Source organism: Paenibacillus sp. UNC217MF (assembly GCF_000686865.1).
In the GTDB taxonomy this organism is placed as follows: domain Bacteria; phylum Bacillota; class Bacilli; order Paenibacillales; family Paenibacillaceae; genus Paenibacillus_B; species Paenibacillus_B suaedae.
In genome coordinates this window covers 63,723-86,597 of sequence record NZ_KK366028.1, presented here as the reverse complement: position 1 = coordinate 86,597, position 22,875 = coordinate 63,723, and the positions used below count along the sequence as shown (strand labels likewise).

At 43.4% G+C, this 22,875-nt stretch carries 17 protein-coding genes and 3 pseudogenes; 4 read left to right on the top strand and 16 right to left on the bottom strand.

All coding sequences use genetic code 11. The features are described from left to right. Positions 1-110: 110 nt before the first annotated feature. The 7 genes and pseudogenes from BP95_RS0122010 to BP95_RS31110 form a co-directional block, all read right to left on the bottom strand. The gene (locus BP95_RS0122010) at positions 111-554 is read right to left on the bottom strand and encodes a cell wall hydrolase (protein ID WP_021257498.1); all 444 of its coding nucleotides are present in this window, start codon (positions 552-554) and stop codon (positions 111-113) included. An 87-nt stretch (positions 555-641) separates the two neighbouring features. Continuing rightward, positions 642-842 (bottom strand): hypothetical protein, encoded by a 201-nt coding sequence (locus BP95_RS33305; protein ID WP_152522003.1) that lies wholly within the window; start codon positions 840-842, stop codon positions 642-644. A gap of 62 nt (positions 843-904) precedes the next feature. Then, positions 905-1,162, bottom strand: a complete 258-nt coding sequence (locus tag BP95_RS33300; RefSeq protein ID WP_021257500.1) for a hypothetical protein — start codon at positions 1,160-1,162, stop codon at positions 905-907. Between the two features lie 71 nt (positions 1,163-1,233). Then, complete coding sequence (locus tag BP95_RS0122000; RefSeq protein ID WP_005545368.1) at positions 1,234-1,851, bottom strand: VanZ family protein; 618 nt, start codon at positions 1,849-1,851, stop codon at positions 1,234-1,236. A 53-nt stretch (positions 1,852-1,904) separates the two neighbouring features. Beyond that, the gene (vanY, locus tag BP95_RS0121995; RefSeq protein WP_021257501.1) at positions 1,905-2,768 is read right to left on the bottom strand and encodes a VanY-A/VanY-F/VanY-M family D-Ala-D-Ala carboxypeptidase; all 864 of its coding nucleotides are present in this window, start codon (positions 2,766-2,768) and stop codon (positions 1,905-1,907) included. 103 nt (positions 2,769-2,871) lie between these two features. Beyond that, positions 2,872-3,225, bottom strand: a pseudogene (locus tag BP95_RS0121990) (sensor histidine kinase); the annotation flags it as partial. A 112-nt stretch (positions 3,226-3,337) separates the two neighbouring features. Then, positions 3,338-3,733, bottom strand: a pseudogene (locus BP95_RS31110) (TetR/AcrR family transcriptional regulator); the annotation flags it as partial. 151 nt (positions 3,734-3,884) lie between these two features. On the opposite strand from BP95_RS31110, the gene BP95_RS0121980 reads away from it, so the two are divergent. Both BP95_RS0121980 and BP95_RS0121975 read left to right on the top strand, forming a co-directional pair. Next, positions 3,885-4,838 (top strand): DsbA family protein, encoded by a 954-nt coding sequence (locus BP95_RS0121980; RefSeq protein WP_028533250.1) that lies wholly within the window; start codon positions 3,885-3,887, stop codon positions 4,836-4,838. A 304-nt stretch (positions 4,839-5,142) separates the two neighbouring features. Next, positions 5,143-6,588 carry an alpha/beta hydrolase family protein gene (locus BP95_RS0121975; RefSeq protein ID WP_021257505.1) on the top strand — a complete coding sequence of 482 codons (1,446 nt, stop codon included), beginning with the start codon at positions 5,143-5,145 and terminating at the stop codon, positions 6,586-6,588. Between the two features lie 203 nt (positions 6,589-6,791). Here the strand turns inward: BP95_RS0121975 and BP95_RS0121970 are convergent, their stop codons facing one another. The 5 genes from BP95_RS0121970 to BP95_RS0121950 all read right to left on the bottom strand — a co-directional run bounded on the left by BP95_RS0121970 (position 6,792) and on the right by BP95_RS0121950 (position 11,444). Beyond that, the gene (locus BP95_RS0121970; protein ID WP_028533249.1) at positions 6,792-7,148 is read right to left on the bottom strand and encodes a nucleotide excision repair endonuclease; all 357 of its coding nucleotides are present in this window, start codon (positions 7,146-7,148) and stop codon (positions 6,792-6,794) included. Between the two features lie 236 nt (positions 7,149-7,384). Then, positions 7,385-9,124, bottom strand: coding sequence for an ABC-F family ATP-binding cassette domain-containing protein (locus tag BP95_RS0121965; RefSeq protein WP_021257507.1), 1,740 nt, complete (start codon positions 9,122-9,124; stop codon positions 7,385-7,387). 491 nt (positions 9,125-9,615) lie between these two features. Next, positions 9,616-10,104, bottom strand: a complete 489-nt coding sequence (locus BP95_RS0121960) for a hypothetical protein (protein ID WP_036667482.1) — start codon at positions 10,102-10,104, stop codon at positions 9,616-9,618. A 41-nt stretch (positions 10,105-10,145) separates the two neighbouring features. Beyond that, complete coding sequence (locus tag BP95_RS33295; protein ID WP_152522004.1) at positions 10,146-10,598, bottom strand: hypothetical protein; 453 nt, start codon at positions 10,596-10,598, stop codon at positions 10,146-10,148. Between the two features lie 159 nt (positions 10,599-10,757). After that, positions 10,758-11,444 (bottom strand): hypothetical protein, encoded by a 687-nt coding sequence (locus BP95_RS0121950; RefSeq protein WP_139170736.1) that lies wholly within the window; start codon positions 11,442-11,444, stop codon positions 10,758-10,760. A 237-nt stretch (positions 11,445-11,681) separates the two neighbouring features. Between BP95_RS0121950 and BP95_RS34645 the strand changes: the two are divergent. Next, positions 11,682-11,900, top strand: a pseudogene (locus BP95_RS34645) (helix-turn-helix domain-containing protein); the annotation flags it as partial. 457 nt (positions 11,901-12,357) lie between these two features. Here BP95_RS34645 and rlmH read toward each other — a convergent pair. From rlmH to BP95_RS0121930, 3 genes are all read right to left on the bottom strand, one after another. Beyond that, positions 12,358-12,837, bottom strand: coding sequence for a 23S rRNA (pseudouridine(1915)-N(3))-methyltransferase RlmH (gene rlmH / locus BP95_RS0121940; RefSeq protein ID WP_028533247.1), 480 nt, complete (start codon positions 12,835-12,837; stop codon positions 12,358-12,360). A gap of 192 nt (positions 12,838-13,029) precedes the next feature. Beyond that, the gene (locus tag BP95_RS0121935) at positions 13,030-15,390 is read right to left on the bottom strand and encodes a PEP/pyruvate-binding domain-containing protein (protein ID WP_028533246.1); all 2,361 of its coding nucleotides are present in this window, start codon (positions 15,388-15,390) and stop codon (positions 13,030-13,032) included. A gap of 108 nt (positions 15,391-15,498) precedes the next feature. Beyond that, entirely contained in the window at positions 15,499-16,122 is a 624-nt protein-coding gene (locus BP95_RS0121930; RefSeq protein ID WP_021257513.1) for a TetR/AcrR family transcriptional regulator, read from the bottom strand. 220 nt (positions 16,123-16,342) lie between these two features. Between BP95_RS0121930 and BP95_RS33290 the strand changes: the two genes are divergently transcribed. Next, positions 16,343-16,510 carry a hypothetical protein gene (locus BP95_RS33290; RefSeq protein ID WP_155987339.1) on the top strand — a complete coding sequence of 56 codons (168 nt, stop codon included), beginning with the start codon at positions 16,343-16,345 and terminating at the stop codon, positions 16,508-16,510. 94 nt (positions 16,511-16,604) lie between these two features. Here BP95_RS33290 and BP95_RS0121920 read toward each other — a convergent pair whose 3' ends face one another. Further along, positions 16,605-22,781, bottom strand: coding sequence for a phosphodiester glycosidase family protein (locus BP95_RS0121920; protein ID WP_028533245.1), 6,177 nt, complete (start codon positions 22,779-22,781; stop codon positions 16,605-16,607). Between the last annotated feature and the right edge of the window lie 94 nt (positions 22,782-22,875).

The following is a 22,875-nucleotide window of genomic DNA, read 5'->3' as shown; positions in this document are numbered from 1 at the left end:
AACCAAAAAAAGCCGCGATTTACGCGGCCCTTAAGGAGATAAAGTTTAGACAACCGATATGACTTTGACAAGTCAGGATAAGAGATTCTGAGCTCTTTTCGTTGATGCAATTAAAACGTATTGTATACTTCTTCACATTCTTCCGCAGTCGGTTCATAGAAACAGTGCTTCTTCCATCGTCCTGCGAGCGGCTGATTATACCAAGTGTCCGGACATGGGCCGGGATTTTCGAACGTTCCTGGACGGAAATACCACAGGGAGAATTTGGCTGGCCAACTCCGTTCCCCATTCACAGCCCGTCGCGCCAGACGGCGTTCCCTCTCTCTTGCGTTTTGATAGTACAAACCATGTTGCAACGCTTCGAACGCATGCGGCTGGTTGATCATTTGAGGAATTGTCCGAATGCCTTTAAAATCAGAGCAATTCGCTCTTACTCGGTTAATGCCAACATTTCCAACAAGGAGCATGCCCTGCTCGCCTTCAGTCTCAGCTTCAGCTCTAAGCAACCTTGCCAACATATCAATATCCTGTTGCCTGGCTTTTACGACTGCCATTTGCTCACCTCTTTAGATTTCTCTAGACTCATCATATTGTAGGCGAAGCGGAAGTGTTACTCTGGCAAAAATAAAGAGCGATAATTATCAAACATCATTGCACAATACAAATTTGCTTAAGTCATTCTGCAATTGCTGTGACATATCCCTTAATTCTTTAGCAGAAATTTGGATTTTCTCCGCGGAAACTAGTTGTTCTGCTGTACCTGTAGCCATTAACTCAGCTTCATTCGATGTACGATGAGAAATATCGGATACATCAGCAATAGAAGCCGCCACTTCCTCCATTCCAGCTGACATTTCCTCAGTGGTTGCGGATACCGTTTCTCCAACAAGAGATCGAATATCAATCAATAGGTCAGAAATGGATTTCCCAGAACTTGATGTTTCTTCAGCAAGCTCTTCGCTAACAGGCCCATCATGGCGAGATCCCACTGTTTGAACAACTCAAAGGGAACAGCCTTGGCTTTCTTCGAAAATGTTGAATAATTAGCTTGGGTTAATCCGCAGGTAACTGCACGGTCAGCGCCATCTCGGTAACCATCCCACTGTTCGAAAGCCGCTTGTGTCCAGTATTGCAGCAAGGTGTAGACCGTAAACTTACGCACGGTCTCATGGTAGCCTACCAGTTCGGCCAAATGTATTTTTGTATTTTATTGGATAATAGACAGGCGTGCATTTAGAAAATTTTTCGAAATAAAATTGGATAATGAAGTAGTATCATACCTGTAAATGAACAAACTAAATAAAAAACAGCCTCGTATTTTACGACTAGAGAGGAAATATCAGGTTTTATTTCACCTCTTTTATATATCATTTTAAATAAAGCTCTATATATTAAATACCCAATAATCGCGCCTAGGGTGTTCATAAGTAAATCATCAATATCTGTAATCCTATGATTTAGCAATTGACTTAGCTCAATGGCCAATGAGAAAAATAATCCAGTATATGCAACATTTTTGATTGTTCTAAACTGCGGCCAAATAGTTGGCAATAAAAATCCTAACGGCATAAATAAAATAATGTTCAAAATATATGTAGTAATGCCTTCAGAAGCAAAGGGGAGTAAGTTGATTTCACTTATACGAATTAATGTTTCATATTTTCCTATCACCCATATATTTCCTACCCCCGTCACCATATACACTAGCGCAAGGTAGAAAAGAAAAACATACACCCATAGAAAATGCTTAATAGATAATTTTTTTTGCGCCTTTAATAAAAATCCAGTTTGAAACACAATACAAAAAATAATAGTACAAAAATAAGTATACAAAACTGTAGCTGCAAGCATATTAGAATACGTCTCCTAACTTTACATTTAAACCAATGATTTTAGAACCTAATTCAAGAAAATGAGGTCACAATCACTCCATCTATATTATTACCGGATATTTCATGATGTTCATTCGCTGGTACTTCAACTTCAATTGTCTCATTTTGAGAAATGGGATAATATGAAATTGTATATTTTGTCCCATCAACACTAACAGAAATGCTCTTTTCTTCTTTTAAATAATCCAAATATTCTTCCAAAGCTAAATTCATTTCCTGCATAATCACACTGTGAGGCAAGCCGACATAACGAATATGCCAAGGTTCATAATGAATTCCTGTAACAACCGTTTTATCCAAGGGATAGCGTAATATAAATCCGTATTCCCAAGAATTTTTTTCTATCCACCTTCCTTCAGGTGCTTTATCCATCTTCATTTGAGTAGATCCCACATCAAGCGATAACCCCAAATTGTGTTCGCTATGACCTGCTGGCAAAGCAAAATCAGAACCCATTTCTTCGTAAAGTCTGCTTTGCTCATCTAAGTCTCGAAAACCACTGCTAATTAAAAAGTGCCAAACCCCATCTTTTTTAGCATCAGCTATCATCTTGGAAAATTTTTTAGCTATTTCTTCTGACAATTTAATTTCGTTATCAAGTAACCCATACCCCTCTGTCAATTCTTTGTGCGTAAATAAATTTATGACATCTGATTTTATACTCTTTTGGCGAACAGGATGTTCATTGTTGACCAAGAGTAGATTCCCATGATAGATCTGTTCTTCCGTAAGCTCAATCTTTTGGATATTTTCAGTAGCTGTATTATCATTTTGTTCATATTTTTGAATATCTACTTTATCTTTGGATATCGGTAATATATTAAAAATAAAAACTAGAAATAATGCAAAAACCAATAAAAAACCCCACTTTTTCATTTTTAGTCTCCTCCTTGATGTAACTTGTTTATAGGATAGGAAAAACTTTTAAAATAAAAAGTGGGATAAATTTTAAATTTTCCTTAAATTTTTTCATTTGGATTTAACACCTAATTTCTTTGGGAATCCTGGAATCCTCCATTGGTAATCGGACTTCAAATATAGTGCGTATTAAATCACTTTCGGCAGTTATTGTCCCATTGTGTTGCTCTACTATATTCTTCGCAATGAATAAACCGAGACCTGTGCTATTTTCTTGATGAGTTCGTGCTTTGTCACCAGTAAAAAGCATATCGAAAATATGAGGCAGTTCATCTGGAGGAATGGCGTCCCCATAATTGATAACTTGAATAACTACTTCCTTTGAATCAATAGAGCCGTTGATATCTACATACTGCCCATCATATCCATAACGGTTTGCATTAATTAGAAGATTTTCAAACACACGCACCAACAACCTTTTCTAGCAGATAAATAGGATGAAGCCATTTCTCTTGAAACGCTGGATGACGCTCACCCAGACATCTTTATGAAGTTGGTTTTCATTCAAGAATCAACGCCATCGTCAGTTGTTTTCGCAGCATTTTATAGAAGATAATCTCGAGCTGCTCTCGAATAATACGAGCAATGGTCTCATCGTATCCTCGATGACACCGATTGGATAGCGCGCTCTGGAAATCTGTTATAGCTACGAAAATATCAATAATCGATGCTTCATTCAGCACGCTATTCCCAAAGTCTATCGCATTCAAATTAATCAAAAGCACTTCGGATAAAACCTTGTCGAGCAGATCATATATGTCTTCAAAGTGATAGTAGAACGTTGCCCGATTAATCATCGCCTCTGTCGTAATATCCTTCACGGTAATATCCTTGAATTCTTTTTTACCTGAAAGTTCAATAAAAGAGTCCATGATTAACTTACGCGTTCGTAAAATTCGGGGGTCTGTCTTGGATTTCGTCATTCCTGTCCCTCCAACATTTTAAACAGATGCGCCCATGTGTTGTATAAACGACAAATCACATGATCTATTGGTGTTCCGGTACATTTATTATGGCTAAAATGGGATTGTAAAAGCAAAGTGATCTTTCGGAAACTTCAAGGAGGAAACCATCATGGCAAATGACGATAAACGAATAGTCAGCGATAATCATATGATTTGTGATCTAGAGACCGGTGTCTGCGGCGTAGCTGGGGAAGAAGAAGTGGAGATGATTGCTTTCAATCCACCTCATAAATCCATTACAGTTTATTATGTAACGGATCCAATCTGCTCACACTGCTGGGCGCTTGACCCTGTCCTACGACGATTTAAAACGCAGTATGGACATGTTTTTAACTTCCAAACGGTAATGGGCGGGCTGCTCGAAAAATGGGGGGATGAGCCGGTTGATCCACGCAACGGTATATCTGGACCTGCTCATGTCTTCGACCACTGGCGAGAGGTTGGGGAATACTCGCGGATGCCAATTGACGGTTCGCTTATGCTAAGCGATCCCGTTCAATCCTCTTACCCACCCTCTCGTGTATTTAAAGTGATTCAGCAACATCATGGCAATGCAGTAGCCTATGATTACTTAAGACGATCACGAGAAGCTTTATTCGCATTTAATCGAAATATCGCGGAGGAATCCGTCATGATTGACATCGTAAATCAGCTTGGACTGGATGGAGAAGCGATCGTTCAAGATGCTGAACATCAATCCGGCCAATCCTTATTGAATGAGGATTTTGGACTCGCTAGAAGCCTTGGGGTTCGAGGTTTCCCAACGATCGTTATGATCAATGAAGAGAATAAAGGAGTCAAAATCGTAGGTAGTCGACCGTTGGAGTCTTATGTTGAGGGACTTCAGCAAGTGTTAAATACGGGAGAACTTAAGCCAAGGCAACAACCATCGCTTTCGAACTTACTTTCGCAAGAAAAGCTATTATTTTCTAAAGAAATTGAAGTGATGTATGAGATCGACAAGTCAGAGGTCAACGCTTTTGTTGAAAAAGAACTTGCACCAGGGAGTTACGAAATAGGGCATCTCTTAGGGGAGTTCTACTATACAACAAAGAGTTCTTGATGGGGAACGTTGAAAATGAGCGAAAATAAATTCAAGGACAAAGAGCCGGCTAATGGGCTGCTCTTTGTCTTTTTACATAGAAATGGATAAATTTCATGCATAGTCTGATCATTAAACTGCAAATTATCCGTTTGTGAGATCCTCCACCCAAAAACCTACGTTTGCCATTCCTCTTAATTTCGGTGCGTTTTCCATGTCAGCCCACGACATTCATAAAAAATTTATAATATTCCCCCTTTCATCTTTATAATTTTTTTGTAATCTGGAGCAAGTTCGTATTTGTGGTAAAGGGAGGGAGATCGACATGAGGTTTTGGGAAATAGGCTTGATCGTGGTTAATTTTGGCCTGTTGTACTGGGCGGTAATCGCGAACAAGAAAGGCGGCTGGAGATGGTTCATCCCTTTAGGGATCGCCTTCGCTCTGGTAATTGTGCAGATTGTCGTGGAAGGTGGACGGTGGGAGATGGTTCCGGCCTACTTGACGCCACTCTTATTGATGGCTTATTTCTTCATTATCAAGCGGAAGGAAGCCAGTAGAAGCCGGATTGCTGTTACCGTTCAAGCGATGCTATTGACCGTATATTTGTTGGTCTCGGTTACGCCACCTGCGGTGCTGCCGGTATTCTCGTTTGAAGAACCAACGGGATCCTATGCGGTCGGAACGACGGTTTATCATTGGGTTGACGATGAGCGGCGAGAAACATATTCGGATAACACTGCTGATAAGCGCGAGCTGATGGCGCAGATTTGGTATCCGGCCGCCAAAGGCGTCGGAGAAGAGAGAAGCCCATATCTCCGGAACGCATCTAAGATGACGACAGCCATATCAAGCAAAATGATGGGGCTTCCGGATTTTGTGCTAAGCCATCTAGGGTTGATCAAGACGCATGCTTTGGTGGAGGCTAGGCTCTCGGACTCGGAGAGCCGGTATCCGGTTCTGATTTTCTCCCATGGGATGAACGGGTATCGCAATCAGAATATGTACCAGCTAGAGGAGCTGGCCAGCCACGGCTATATTGTAATCGCTATCGATTATGCCTACGAAGCTGCTGCCTCCGTTTACCCTGACGGAAGAGTCGCCGTGAGTAAGACCGACCCTAACTTGACTTCGATTGCTCAGTATAGGGGGCATATCCCGCTTTGGACCAGCGACGCTGCGTTTGTGCTCAATCAAGTAGAGAAGCTCAATCAGAAGGATACTGCGGGTCGATTTACAGGCAGAATCGATCTCGAACGAATCGGCATGCTTGGACATTCATTCGGTGGAGCCGTGACGGTGCAAATGTTACAGAATGATTCGCGTGTGAAGGCTGCCCTTAGTATGGATGGAGGGTTTTATGATCCGCCGGTTTCGGTCAAAGGATTCGGAAAGCCTTTCTTCATGATGTATTCAGACGAGACGTACAGCAATGTAATGATTTCTTACGATGATGTCGCCAAACAGTTAGGCGGGGTAAGCCGCGAAGCGTTCGAAGCCCCGAGGAACGAATATATCCAAAAATCAGGCTATGCTCTGGCAGGCGGAGGGATGTCGATCCTTATTCCGGGTTCAAAGCATGCAAGCTACACCGATCTTGCGTTATTCTCTCCGCTACTAGGTCTCAGCGGCACAAACCCGCGGCGGGATCACCGCATCGTGAACGAATTCAGTGTTGCCTTCTTCGATCGGTATTTAAAAGGGAAAGACGATTCTGCGGTACAAGATCTGGCCGCCAAGTACCCAGAAGTGAATTTCAAGGTGAACAACTGATCCATAGCATCGATTCGAACGTCACATGCTCTCCACATTGACCATGTTCTTTGGCGATGGGTTGAAGTTCTGCCCCCGCAACCAACTTACACATGTAGCTCGGCACATATATAAAATGCCTTTAATCCACGTTAAGCGGGTTAAAGGCATTTTTGCGTTATCTTATCATTTCATGGCTCCTTGTGCGATAGGAGCTCTGTCTATTATTTGTATAACACCTTATCTACATTGTACTTAGCCTTGTATTCGTTAATAATGTACGTCTCGTATATTTCTCTATGGACGGGATCCTCGACCAAACAAACCTCGATCTTGGTCACTTCCTCCCGATTCTCTTTGATGACCGACACTGTATCCTCGAAATGCTTCTTGATCCGAGGTCTTAGTTTCCGCGCCTTGCCGACGAATAGGAGTTCATCCTTATCATTGTAGAACATAAAGATTCCCGCTTTATCTCTAGGAATCAGAATGAAATCCGTAAACCCGTAGATATGGCTTAATTTAGGAGCAATCTGTTTGTAAATCGTGACATCCGGTGTTGGAATCGTAATTTGTATCATGAGCATTCACTCTCTCTTCTGCGTCATTTGTTATTTCCGGTTCGCCTCATGTTCTCGAGTCTAGGTTATATTCTATCTATTATGGACATACCTGTCTATTCCATGCAGGAAGTTCGATGGTAAGGTACTTAGTTTCAAGGAAGAAAAAGGCGCTGGGCTTATCGCGCCATATATTCTTGACCTAGTACAAAGACCCCTTTTTCGAGGGGTCTTCTTTTCAATAAGAGGGGTGTATTTTAAAGCAACTTAATCAGCTCTTCTAGCTCATCAACCAATACTTTTGCAGATTCAAAATCAGCATTTTTTAAAGCCAATTCTATTTTTATTTCAACTGCTTTTTTATTTTGTTCAGCTTCTAAATAGTCTTTATTAAAATGACTAGCATAAATCATCTGTCTAAATTTACGCATACTCATTTTTCTTATTGTCTTATCGTCGATGATTAAAACATAATCCATACCATTTACAACAGAATAGAAATCATGAGAAATCATGAGAATCGCACCTTTATAGTCTTCAATGGCTTTCTCCAAAGCGATTTGAGAATAGGTGTCTAAATGGCTTGTCGGTTCATCTAGAAGCAATACGTTTGCTTTACTGGCAGCAACTTTGGCCAATTGAAGCGTATTCTTTTCTCCACCAGATAGAGATTCTATCTTCTGATTAACGATTTCTCCTTCAAACCCATAGCCAGAAATATACGATCTAATCTCATCATACGTATTAAATCCAGCATCGATGAATTCTTCGAGTATTGTATTAGAATCCTTTAGCATTTCGCCTTGAATCTGAGATAAATAAGCCACTTTAACATCAGCATTAATTTCAATTGAATCCTGATTATTTTTATAGATATCTCGGAGTAAAGTCGTTTTCCCGGTACCGTTTGGACCAATAATGGCTACTTTATCCGTAGATTTTATCTCAAAGTTAACATTGTCTAGCAGCAACTCATCATAGGCAACACGATAATTATTAACATTTACAACAACGGTATCTTCCAGTTCATGATCCATATCAAAACGAATATTCGGTTGCTTTATATCAACAAATGGCGCTTTAATTCTACGTGCTTCCAATCTTTCTTGAAACTTAACTCTGGCTTTTAGTGCTCTCCCTCTAGATGCATCTGCATTAACAGTCGCGATAGCTCTAAGATTATCAATGATGTTATCGTATCTCTCAATTTCTTCTTGTTCAGCGACTGCGATTTCTTGCAACTCAATTTTAGTCTGAAGTAATGAGAAGTTATAATCAATATATCGCCCATCAAACTCTTGGATCTCTTTATTTTCAAGGTGTATAATTTTGTTGAAGCAATGATTCAATAGATATCGGTTGTGCGTAACAACTAGCAGCATTCCTTTGTGAGAATTAATAAGATTTCTGAGCGCATTTAGGTTTTCCAAATCTAAAAATACATCGGGTTCGTCCATAATCATTAAGTCTGGACTACTAAGCATTTCCTTCATCACTTGAATAAGTTTGAATTCCCCACCACTCAGATCGGATACCCTAACATCTTTTAGCTTCATGAGGTTTGCTAGATTTAGTTTCTTATTAATTTTGCTCTCAAAATCATCCCCACCGATTGAATCAAATGCATCTAAAGCTAATTGATACTTTTCTAATAATGAATCAATATCCGATGATGTCTCCATCTCTGTACAAATAGCTGTTATTTCATTTTGTATCTTAATAAATTCTTCCGCTATATATTCAAAAACTGTTGTTTCTTTCGTTTTGTCTTGTTGAGAGAATTGACTTACATGCCCAATTTTGCAAGTCGGGTCAACTTCTAATTTACCCTCGAACAAATATCTTTCTGGATCCATCAGTATATCTATTAATGTACTTTTCCCATTGCCACTCGTTCCTATAAAAGCGCAATGTTGTGCCTCTTCAAGCGTGAATGAAATGTTTTTATATAGTTCTTTTTGCGGGAATGAGAAGGATAAGTTATCAACTTTTATCACAATATTACCTTCCTTTATAACTAAAATAGTGACTATTCTTAGGTGTATTACAAAATATAGATTTTGAGTGTAACACTGTTTACAACCAACTTCAAACCATTTGAATCCCATCGCTTGGTGGGGTAAAAATTTCCGTGCTGCCTCCTGACGAATAGCCTAGCTGTTCCATTTCATTCGAGTTGTACAATAAAAACTTGCCGTTACTTGTGATACGGTTCACCATATCATCTATAAGGCGAAATCGAAAGGCACCCGAGTTGGGTGCCTTTCATGCTGCTGCATGCTCCGATCCGTTTACCTCTGAGCCTCCAATACTTCCCTCATGATTTTTGCCTTCAGTAAATGGAGTGTAGCCGATTAACATGTTGCCCTATCAAATCCGAATCATTTCTACTCTTCAATTGTTGACCATGCGAATTTGTTCCAAAATCAACTCGGCAAAACTGTCGAGTACTCTATATTAGGAAATTTCGTGCTTGGTATTTGTTTCATCAATTAGTTGGCTTGTTTTTGGGTTTTATGGAAGTCATTTTAATTTGGGTGAGGTTTTCTAAATTGATTTCAATTTGTAATTCGGTATGCTCATTAATAGCGATTAGGATTTTATCTTTAATTTCTAAGCTTTTTATAGGGTTTGAATTTTCAAAAAATATTCCCCATACCAAACGGTCTTCAGCATCCGTACAAGCAATAAATCCTTCATTTCCCATTTGACCATCACCGCCACAGATTTTCCCGTCTTGATAATCAATACTGACCCATTCATCAACGATCGTCCAACATTCAACATTATACTTTGATATGCTTTCAATGGTTGTGTCACACAAGGGAGAGCAATAAAATTTACTTTCATTTGTGTTGGGGTTATATACGCTGTAACAACTTAAGATTGTTACAGTGCCATTTGGAAAGATGATGCTATTAACGCCGGGCAGTTCATGCTTTTCAAGATTCCAATGTTCCGCAACAACAATATTCATAATAAATCCCCCTTTATATCTTAAGTTACTAATATATACAGCTACTTGTTGAGGACTAATAAGCTATTTAATCTAGTAATCGTTTCCTTAGAAACTTTTTCACTGTATAGGCCTTCATTTTGCTTCCAGTGTTGCAATGCCTTTTTCATAGAGATGGCGAACTGAGGATAAGCAAGATTGTATTGAACTCCAATGCCAACTGTAGATAGTAAGCGTTGGGTGTACATACTTACAATTTGAGTAACTTCGGAACCCCGATTGTACTGCTCATAGAAATATTCCTTGATCTCACACGAGGTGTCATTACCAAAAACCTCAGCACTCCATGTTCCCATACGCTCTTCATAAGGGAAAGCACGTTCTATTGGCCCATCTGGATGAAATAGTAGAGGGATTGTTTGAAAGCAAGAATGAATTTTATCGGAACGGGGGAGCAGCAAAGGTTTCGGCTGCGTCCAATTGTCCCATCTCCGGCGAAAATTTTTCGTCGTCACTTATGGTACGGTTCACCGTAATGTATCTAAACACAAAGTACAGTTCGACCACAAAATATACATCATTATATAAATGACAAAAGCCACTCCTGACATACATTGGAGTGGTTTCTTTATGGAAGCAACCTTTTATTCGGAAATCTTCCCTTTAAGAAGTTACTACTTGCTTGCACTAACAATATCATTAAAAATTTGCTCATGTTCAAGTATTTTATTTTTATTGCAATTTGGGCAGAGTAACCCATTTCGTGTGACACCAGCCAGTCTAACTTTATTTGAACCGCATTTTTTGCATTGAGAATAACTCACTTCATGATAAGACTTAAAATACTTACAATCCACATCTCCTAATTGTGAAGACAACCAAGCGAAGTCGTACATTGAAAATGTATTGTCTGTTTCAAACTTCTGTAATTTCTTCAATTGACCTAATGGCTTTAGCCCATGCTCCTTAACAATGCCTTTCATTATTACTAGCTTTTTAAGATTGGACAGCTGACCAATTGGGATAAAGTTATCGAATACCAATGTTTTCCCTGAGGAGTCCCAGCTAGGAAGAGATTCTAAGGACAACTCCACTAAATTTGTTAATAAAGCTAGTTCATCTAATTTGTTTACTTTTGGCATATGTATCAACCTTAACTTCGATAAATTCATAAGATTGCATATGTCACTTAATGTTCCCTCGAAACTAAAGATTTCTAATTCCTCTAATCTTGTTAAAGAATTGAGTTTCGAGTAATCTTTTATCTTACAATTCCAAATTTTAAGTACTTCTATATCTTTATCCTTTATCGCTTCATCAAATTCAAGTTGTGTTTTGTGCATTAATTCCAATCTCTTCAAGGTAATTCTCACCTCTTCTCATGACTTATGTTAAACTTCCACCTTAAATATTATACCATAAGTTGGAATCCCTTTTTTTTCGTATCGTCCAAATTTAATACATGGTCGCTGGCTGGAAGTGCATACCCCATATCTAAAATCAACAAACATTGAAAAGGTGTAAACTCCCCACCACTCATACAACATCATCAGAAGCCTAAGATGCCCTTCTAAGGGCATTAATACGTTCAATATGTAATTTGTACACCAACCCCAAACAAGGCTTACAGATGCCAGGGGGTTGATAAAATTGAACGGAATAGAATTTGGAAAAGAGTTGAAAAAATACGAACCAACGCTGGTGTTTCTTCAAAAGTTTTATCTTCAAAGGTAGGAAAAGCTGTTACCTATGTCTCACAGCTTGAAAATGGAAAAATAAAAAGTCCAGACTTTGAGACTTGCTTTAAGTTGTTGGAGGAATTAGGGGGTGAACATGGCAAAATTGAAGGCATCCTTGACTATTTTGGGATTATCTCACCACAACGTGAAAAGGCAGATTTAGAATTGAGCATCAAATTAATGGAGCAGGAAGAAGAAAAATGGCGTTTAGGATGGTATGAGAAAAAATTCAATGAATTGCACAACAAGCATGAGATATTCACTCATACGATGGAGAAATTCATACAATTTGATTTCTCTAGGGCTGAGTCGGAACTAAGTAAGCCAACTATAAAAGAAGTTTCATTTGAACAGGTTTATACTATTTTACAAGAATTTTCAAAATTCATTAGCAAAGTTGCACCTGAGAAGCAAAAAGACTTATTACATTCCATTATCAATAAGATTACAGTAAACGCTGGAAATAAGCCTGATGAAAGAATCGTCAAGGACATTGAACTGTTCTTTGACGATTCTTTCAGAGAAGACTTTGTGCTTACTTGTGATACGGTTCACCGCGATTTATCTTCACGGCACGGTAAATTTGCTCCACGAGTACCAAGCGCATCAGCTGGTGCGGCAACGTCATACGGCCGAAGGACAGCTTCGAATTGGCACGACGGAGAACAGCATCGGATAGCCCGTTGGAGCCGCCGATCACAAAGGCTACATTGCTTGTCCCGTACGTCGCCAATCGATCGAGCTGCGAAGACAAGTCCTCACTCGACCAGAGCTGACCATCTATCGCCAGCGCCACGACATGGGCATCCTGCTTAATGTGACCAAGAATGCGCTCTCCCTCACGATCCTTGACCTGCTCCAGCTCAGCATCGCTCATTTTCTCAGGTGCCTGCTCATCTGGTACCTCGGACACTTGGAATTTCACATACGGCGCGAGCCGCTTGCTGTACTCCGCAATGCCCTGCACCAAGTATTTCTCCTTCAGCTTCCCTACGCATATCAATTGAATGTTCATTGTTGTCGTTTACCCCGTTTCCTGATTTTCGTGCAATTTATATAAGTATCTGTTCAAAAGCGGACTATTGAACAACCTTAAAAAGGAGAGCAGCGCACGCCCTCCTTTGTTTCAGCATGTATAACTTTAGTGTACCCGACATCTGCTTCCTTCGTCCATGTCGATGCTCACGCTGCTTGATAGCAACGTCCACTACCCCTTTAATATGTGTACGATGCCATGGCCCCCATCCACGATGACCCGATCCCCTGTCTTCAATCTCGTTGTTGCATTGCCGCAGCCTACGACAGCGGGGATACCCAATTCCCGTGCCACGATAGCCGCGTGAGAGAGGGGTGCCCCGACATCCGTTATAATGGCAGCCGCTCTTGGGAACAATGGCGTCCAGCCAACATTTGTCGTAGATGCCACTAGAATCTCGCCCGCTTGCAATTGATTGCCTTCCTCGGGGCGGTTCAGAATACGGACAATTCCTTCTACCCTGCCGGAAGCGCCCGCAAAACCCGTGAGCCCATTCCCATCTTCCACAACTGGCGGCATAGATGCATCGAAGACATCGACTCTTCGCTCTGGATTGCTCGCCCACTGAAACGGATCGAACCGCCCACGAATCAACGTAGGCAGCGGCGGCAGTGCCAAGTATTTCTCGTATGTCTCCTTACGTGCAGCAACATGCTTCATGCCTGCGCCATCTCCAGCAAGCAGCCGCTGCACTTCCTCCTTATACAGAAAGAACACGTCGCTACTCACCTCGCTGATCTCCCCCGCCCGCAATGCAAATGCACGAATGACGCGGTACACACGCACAAATTCGGATCGCGTCTCCTCTCTCAGATGGGCATACTCCGAAGCCTTAGCAATCTGCTTCTTTATGCGCTTCACCTTTTGCGGATGTTGCCGTTCAAACCGTTCCCAAGCAGCTTCATATTGCGACCGCTGACGGTTCAGAAGCTGCTCCACATTTGTGTCCGATCTCTCATATTCTTCGATTTGAATCTCTAGCCACTTCGGATCCTCTCCTGGGTGAGGAAGAGATAGTTCAAATTCATGCGGGCCGCGATGACCGTATTGCTTCAGGTATTCTTCTCGACTCATCGCCCCCTGGAGTACCTGTGATATGCCGATAACCGGCCCAAGGCTGGCCAATCCGGAATTTCCCCGCAAATTTGACATTAATGCATTCGCAGTCTCCGTATCGGAGAGCTTGGTAAGCTCTTTGTTCAACTTATAACTGGTATCCCCAAATTTCCGTCCGCCTGCTATTAAGCCCCACCATGACTTGCATGTATAAGGCCATAGCTCGTCACGCCATATGTTGCGCAGTTCCTCACTCGAGCTTGTTGCATGAATACGATTTGTCATCTGCGTACACCAATCGGGATTGTCAGCAAGGTACTGCTCGATATCCTCAAGCGTAGTCTTGACCTTCTTCGCAAAACGAAAAATAGACGGAGCAATCTTTGTCAACACATGCCAGCGAGAATAAGGATATATGGGAAATGCCATTCCCTCTGGAATCTTGCCAAGTGTTTGGGACAATTTATCCAGACTCTCGGCTAGCGGTATTCCCAATGCCGGGAATATAGACACTGGCAAACTTATATTTGTATATGCCCTCCCACATATATTGCCCGACATAATGCGGAAGCCTGATATCATATTCGATTCCTCATCAAGTGCCCTTAATACGGACCATGTCAACGGCGTCATGACGTCTGGAGTGGCTTCGCCGATATTCGTATTCGTCCATAGAAAATCGCCAGAGTGCGTTTCATTCCATTCATACGTATCCAGATTCCCCAGCACTAGCGTCGTGATTGGTCTCGTCTGGAGAATATATAGTTTACCTTCCGCTACAGCCCACTCGATATCCTGTGGACTTCCCAGTTCTTCTTCCAGCTTAGACGCTAGTCGATACAGCTTGGATGCATGCCGTTTACACTCATCTGGGCCTTCGTACCTTCCCTTTGGTCTTTGGAGCGCAAATGACAAAGCATTCGCCTCGCCCGATACGAGCTGTTCACCCAATCCATGCACATAATTGCCTACCATAGCTGCATAGCTGCCTGTAATCGGATCAGCGGTGAAAAGGACACCCGATAGCTCGGAACGAACCATGATTTGAATGACGACCGCGATTTCATGCGCCTGCTCCATTCCTTTTACGGCACTATAAGCCTCTACCCGTTCTGAGCTTTTTGAGTCGTATACCCTCATAATTGCTTCACGGATTTGCCCATCCGTCGTTACGTTCAATACCGTTTCGAACTCCCCTGCATAAGAAGCTTGCGCAGAATCTTCACTGAGCGCCGAAGATCTTACCGCGAACGCCACCTCTCCATGGTGGCTGCGATATCGCTGCACATATGCTTGCACGGCTGACCAAGCCTGTGCATTCAGTTTCCCGTCCTGAAAAGCCGGCGTTAAGATGACGATGCCCTCTGGTACAGGATATTTATGCTGATACATCCTAGCCAGCATGCTTCCTTTGCCTCCGGCGCTTGCTTGCAATGCTGATGTTAACTCCTCGAAATGCACAACCATTTTTCCCATGAGCAGCTGCTCCTCCCATATGCTTTCCTCGAATACATACGGATGCTGATTGAACCTCATGATGGCGATCGATTGATAATTGTTATTCGAGAAACTCCACATTCTCCTTTATTTGTAAAAGCTCTGTCTAAACATGTCGATATATTCGTCCGCTTCCTTCACCATTTGCACATAATCATCAGAACTTATCTGCATTGCATTTGCACGTTTCATCTTATCCTTTAGAAATCCATGGAACGTCCAAACGATGATATTGATCGCTTTGTCGATATCCAAGTCCTCTTTAAACTTAGTACGATCGATCCCCGCAAGTATTTTGCCGAGCGCATCCTGCGTTAGCCCCTTATTCCGCAGCTCGACGCACGGCCTGATGTCGCTAGCCGTCTCTGTATATGCGGCATTTAGAAACTCAAACAATTCCGGATATTGGATTAGAATCTCCCATCTCACCTGCTGAGCCTGCCTGAAACGGGTAAAAAAATCCCTCTCCTCTAGGTTGATCTTGGCATAAAAATGGCTTATGGCCTTCTCTACACCATAATCATATAAAGAGAGAAACAACTCTTGCTTGTTATTGAAGTAGTGGAACAATAGGCCTTTTGATATCCCAGCCTCCTTCACTATCTCATTGGTCGATGCATGCTCATACCCTTTTCGTACAAATTCCTTCATGGCTGCGTTTATGATTCGATTCTGCTTTTCTGTAGATAGGCTCATAAACTTCGAATTCATCGCGACTGTCACCCTTTAGTTGTTCACTTCGAATATTTGGTAATTATTATCATAATTATATTGACCACTTTGGTCAATATACAAATTGAAAAGCTTTGCCCTTCATTCACAAAAAAATAAAAAACTTTTGTACCAAAACGCGTAAAAGCATGATAGAATACGTCTATGCCAATATTTACATTGGTATTTATCAACAACTACAACCTTGGAGGTGTTAAGAATGGCGACGATCATTCTGTACATGGCTTACCTGCTTATTCCCGTACTCAGCTTTTTGTTTCTGTTCAACCTGCTCGACAACAATAAGAAGAGAACACAATACTCCGTCACCTACGCATCCGTGATGTCGGCATTCTGCTTCATCGTGTTCTTGTCGGGCCAACTGTAACCTAGTAACTATAAATTTTTAAAATTGACATGCAAAAGGGGCTGGATATCCAGCCCCTTTATTTGTGCTTTCCTATTAGGTTTTTTGCTATTTCTTACTCAGATACACGGTTCATGATTCGCTCCAGGAAGACAGCACCCTCTGCTCTCGTAGCATGTCCCTGCGGAGCAAGCCTCTGCCCGTTACCTTGGATCAATCCTTCACGAAGCAGACTTGCCAAGCTTTCCTTCGCATAATCCTGAATTTCACGGTAATCTGTAAACGCCAGAAGCGCATCTGCATCCCCTGTCGCGCTCAACTTGCTGAATTGCACAAGTGCACGTGCCGTAATCGTGAACATTTCCTGCCGTGTAATCTTATCGTTCGGGCCAAATGTCCGTGTGTCCCTGCCTTGTACAATTCCCTGCTCCTTCGCAGCAGCAACAGCATCTGCGTAATAGGCATTCGCAAGGACATCCTCAAAGCCGCTCATCGACTGCACAGATTGCAGATTCAACACGCGTGTCAGCAGAACGATGAAGTCTGCACGTGTAACTTGCGTATTCGGAGCAAAGCGATCCGCTCCAAGACCCTGAATGATTCCTCTGGCAGCTAATGACTCAATAGCTGTTTTCGCCCATTCCAGCTTATTGATGTCATGGAACGTTACCGCAGAGAAGCCAACTGCATACGTACCAAGCTGCTTCACTGCAAATTGTACCGTTCCTGTCTTTGCATCATACTTTGCATTTGGAATGATAGTAGGACGTCCTTGCTCATCTACACCCCATACAACGATTGCATGTGGACGAGCCAACTCGTCTGCGCTTGGCTGATACGGAATTGCTACCTGCACAGCTGTTCCGACTGCGATGTCTTTCAGCGCTTTTCCATCTACGCGCAGTTCCAACTGAACGGCCGGACGATTTGCAGTATACTCTGTTCCCCATGCACTGCGGTCTGGTTGAACGACAGCGACATCAATCGTCTTCGCTCCTTGTGGAGTTTTCCCATTCGCCACATTCGAAGGAAGTATCACACTCGCATGAGGTGTAACGATCTCATATTGCTGCTTCAACGCTGTATCCGTCAATGCCGATGTTGGCATGGATACGAGAATATCCCGTACCTCTTTGTCAGCCGATACTTCAATCCGAACCTTCTTCACACCATTCGAATCTGACTTTAAGCTATCTTCGGCCTTCTTAAGCACATCAGCAGGAATGACTGCCGTGGCTGTTGTACTGCCTGCATCCCGCTTCGCTTGTACCACAATCTTGCCATTCTCCAGCTTCGCTGCTCCTGGATCTGGCTTCGGCGGCTCTGGACGCTTGTTCTCTTCCTTGGAACTGTTCGAACTCGAATTGTCCGTTGACGGATCCGGAATATTTGGCTTATCTTCTAATTCTACCTTCAGTTGGAAGTCTGCATACTTCGTTGCATCTGCCGCACTCATCGCCCGAATGACGGCTGTGCCCGGCTTCAATGCCTTCACAAGCCCATTCAGCGTTACACTTGCAACTCCTTCTGAAGAAGAACCATACACAGACCATACAACAGATTTATTGCTTGCGCTGTCCGGTAATACCGTTGCATTCAATTGCAAGGTATCTCCTATTTTCAGCGTTCCCTCGTTACGGTCAATTCGAACTTCCTCAATACGAACCTCTGGCAAACGATCGACCGTAATAAGACTATCTGCATACACCGATTCTACGACGCTCGTCGCCCGTACGATTGCAGTCCCCAGCTTAAGTCCGGTTACCACTCCATCTGCGCTTACCGCCGCAACGCCATCCTCTGACGATCCATAGACCGACCACGTAACAGAACGATCATACGCTTGGTCTGGCAGAACCGTTGCATTCAGCTTAACGCTTTCGTTCACAGCCAAGTTTACACTCGGCTGATCAAGCACTACCGAAGTAGGAGGCTTACGCTCCAGCTTCCGAATCGAGAACTCATCAATGACTACATCATTAATATTCTTCACGAGGAACTTCATCTCGTTGTCAACTATCTCGACGGCTACATAAATTTGCGCCTTCGTTCCATCTATTTTGTACTGCCAATCTTGTGGGACAACTTCATAGAACTTCGGCCCGGAAGAGCCTGCGACGATGTAAGTGGTGCCCTCTCCCTCCCCGGCGGGCTTGCCACCGCGGAGTGGATACGTACGCAGGTAAACATGATCATGGCCATTCAAGGCTACGTCCACATTCAGTTCATCAAATGCGGATGTCCAAGCTTCGCGAATCCGCTTCTCATTATTCTTGCTGCCATATGGACCACGATGGAACGTGACGATTTTCCACGTTTTATCCGTTGCAGCCAAGTCACGGCGCAGCCATTCCTTCTGCTCCTCGAAGTCGTACTCACTATTCAGCACTGCAATATGAGCGTTATGATAATCAAACGAATAATTACTGCCCTTCAAGCTGTCTATTCCATTCTGAGGATTGTTGAAATGGGCAAGGAAATCATCATTTTTCCGAGTACCCGTTACCTCGTGGTTGCCGACCACCGATACAACTGTCGTCTTCAAGAACGTATCCTGTACGGCCTTGAACCACATATTCCACTCGGCCTCTTTAAATCCGTTCTCTACCATATCGCCAGCCTGAAGGATAAAGTCATAATCATGTTGATCGGTCACTGCTTTTCGTACAATATTGCCCCATAGTTTGAATCCTGCCTCATCTTCGGATTGGGAATCGCCGAAGAAGAGGAATTTCGTACGTGTACCGTCCAGCTCAGCCGTCTTGAATGCGCCCTGCTCACTCACCTTATCGCTGCCGTTGCCAACACGGTATACATATTCCGTTCCCGGCTCAAGTCCTTGCACAACTGCCTTGTGTACACGAACCGTACCGATATCCCACGTATGGAGCATATTGCTCGTACCGTTCACACGAATGACATTCGCATTGTTAAAATCGACGAAGTCCTTCTTCTTCACGATCTCTACTACTGAAGCATCCACGTTAATCTTCGAATGCCATGTAAAGCCGCGAGAAGTTGCAGGATCTTCTCCCATCGACACACTGATGTTGTAAGGCAATTCGCTGCCCGCTAGTGGAGATACCTTGAACTTTACAACCGGGCTGAAGCGTACTCCCTCGTTCGCTTGCAGCTCGTATTCGCGTACCGTCGCCGTCAGTTTATTCGTGGTAAGCTTGCCGTCAGCGCCCGTTACACCTAACTCTATTCCATCACGTGTCACGATACGCGCTCCCTGCACCGGAGCACCAGCCTCATCTACAACCCCAAGCACAGTGTCTTGCCCCTCAGCTATACCGTCTGCATTCCAATTCAAGCGTAAATGATACTGAATAGCTGCGTGCATAGGCAGGCCGAAGAAGCTAAAATCGGTATTTCCCTTATCTGCCAATGCAATGCTTCCGGATTGAAATTCAACCTTAAATGTGCCCGACACATCCGATTTCAGGTGATATTCAATCCGCGCAAGCGCTTCGTCATCCTTCAAGTTCAACTGATTCACATCAGACAGCTTCAGGTTCACTTTCCCATCCGGGGCAATATGATGCTCGATATTAGCGGGAGCAAGTTTATCGCCTGCAACTACTTCTATTTTTTCTATCAAATTCGGGTCAACCTTAAATCCGACTTCAGCACGTTTAATATTGGAAGGCTTATATCCTTTGACCTCCACCTTATAAACATTGCCTGCATATGCATTGTCTGCTCCCTTATATACCAGCCTCGATGCCCCAGTATCGACTGTGAACATCCATTCTTTCTCTGCTCGATTCCCGTTTAGGTCACGAATTTTGACCATTACGACATGAACCCCGTCTGCCAAAGGTACACTTGGTGTGTAGTGAATTTCGCCCTTAGGTGGATAAAATCCATGCTGCACCAGCTGTCCGTCCACATACATGCGTACCTTATCAGGATCAATTAATGTTGTTCCCGGATGCTTAATCGGATCATATCCGAAATCTTCCCCGTACACATGAATTCTTGGAGTCGAGGTATGAATCGTGCTGCCGTCAACTGGAGAGAAGTCCTTTAGCACTGGAGGATCCATGTCATCCGTGTTCGGGCCATACAGCGCTCGGATTTGATCGATATAGAGAGTCCCATCGTTCTTGTTTGTATTTTTCGTCTCCATATATCGAATCGGCATGGAAATTTGAAGCGGAAGAGGTCTTCCCTTTGGAACCGCTGCCTCGATATACTTCCATCCTTTGAAATCAAGACCCGTCTTCTCATCCGTATAATCAATATCTACTGCAGCCCCATTGCCGTCTCGCAGCTGACCGCGCAACCAGTGCTTTTGACCGTCACCATACACCCATACGCTGATTTTTTCCGGATAGCCAGGAATATCGATATACTGATCCTTGCCTTTTGTATTGATATAAGCTCCGGATATCCCTACCGTATCCGTGAAGTCATACTCCAGCTTTGCGGCCTTGCTGCCGAACCGAACGAATTCCTCATCCGTCGTCTCGCCGAGATTCACGCGCTTGTATCTTGCACCACTTTCTACAAAGTAACGATCCAGACCATTCTCGAAATCTTCCAACAAGACGGGCTTCAGCCCTATATTTACTTCCATTGATGCCTCGACATTACCGTACTTGACGATAATCCTACCGTTCTTATCCGTTTCCGACGTCGCGGTAAATACACCGTTAGCATCAATAGAACCAATCGGGCCCTCTAAACTCCACTCAAACTGGCGATTATCAGAAACAACGACTTGCCCATCTCGAACAGCCGTGACCTGCATATTCACTTGTTCACCAGAAGAAAAAGCCTTTACCTTGTCAGGCAGTATGAGGTCTGTCAAATCCTTCACAACCTCGACTTGACCTTGCCCCCTCACGTTACCTGTTGCTGCTTCCACATTGGCGATCCCTGCAGTAGATCCAGCAGTAAACTTGCCATCCCCTGCTATCACTCCAAGTGAAGGATCGACTGTCCACTGCAATGCACCTGCATATGGAGCAGGATGTCCATTTGCATCTACCCCAGCTGCTGTGAATTTGAACGTTGAACCAACGAGCACTCGCTCCATATTCGGCTGTACGACCAGCTTCGATGCAATACCTTGCTCTGGTGCCTTATTTACGAGCAGCAATCCGTTTGCTGTCTTGCGCTCACTGCCGTCAGATGGACGATTTAGCACCTTGCGAGTTAGTTCACCCGGCAGCTTCGCCACGAACGTAGACGAACCGCCGCCATCAAGGCATAGCGCATTGACGACACCCATGTCCTTCAGCACCTTGCCGAAATCATCATAGGATACACCCTCACTAAATCCTGGTGCACGACCGTCGATTACCATCATGATAATGGAGCCGTCAGCCTTCGTTCCGATTGCTACTCGTGGATAGAGTGCCTTATCTGGATGCTCTTGCGCCACGCCATCCTTGACCAGCATGAACACACCGCCGACTGCCATTTTAACGTCCTTCCACTCATCCTCCAGCTCGAAGCTTGCTGAAATTTCATCTCCTACCTTCAGTTGACCGAGAATTTTGCGGTTCTCTGTTCCGGAAGCAGACAACACAACCTTACCCGGGGCAAGCGGCGAGTCCCCTTTGTCTTTGCGTATTTCCGCGACCTTGAGTTTTAAAGTGCTGCCACTCTTCACTTCTCCTGACAACACATCGAGAATAACTTCGTCACCTATATCATTTGTTTTGGTCGAAGTATGGAATGCGGATGTGAATAAGGACAGCTTGTCCGCATTTTCCCGCATCCGATTAATTTCTGATATTTCATAGTCTTTGCCGCCAATGTGGAGGGTACGCTTCAACTCAGGACTCAGTCCATATATGGACGTTCCGTCCTTCTTCAATCCATAAGCATACCAATCCCATTTAGGCGGTGGGCTCACTAATATTTCACCGTCTCCCATGAATAATCCAAGAGGCACGCCTGTCGTCATATCATAGAAGTCGCCGTTAATGGCTGCGATGACCCGATTGCCTGCCTTGTCGGCATTATCGGCCATCTTCGTAACACCCGTCATACCGTACACTTTTCCGTCCGTCATTCCAGGCTGCAAATCCAAGGAGGGATTCTTCGGATCGAATTCCACGTAATGAACCTTCTCTTGCCCTTGTGGGAGCTCCATATTGTTCCAAATATAATTCGCTCCTGGCGCAAGTTCCATCTTGCGCTCATCCGTAACTTTGGCGAAGCTTCCTGGAGCAGCACTTGACGCCATTGCCATACTAGTCCCTGTCGATGCAATCGTGGACCAGATCATACACAGTGATAGAACAACCGCCAACCGTTGTCGAATTTGTTTCATACGTAATGCGTTCCTCCTACCATCGAAATGTTCGAGAGGCCTTGTCCTCTCTATAACATGACCTAGTATAGTCGGCTGTCTCTGCAAAGTAATG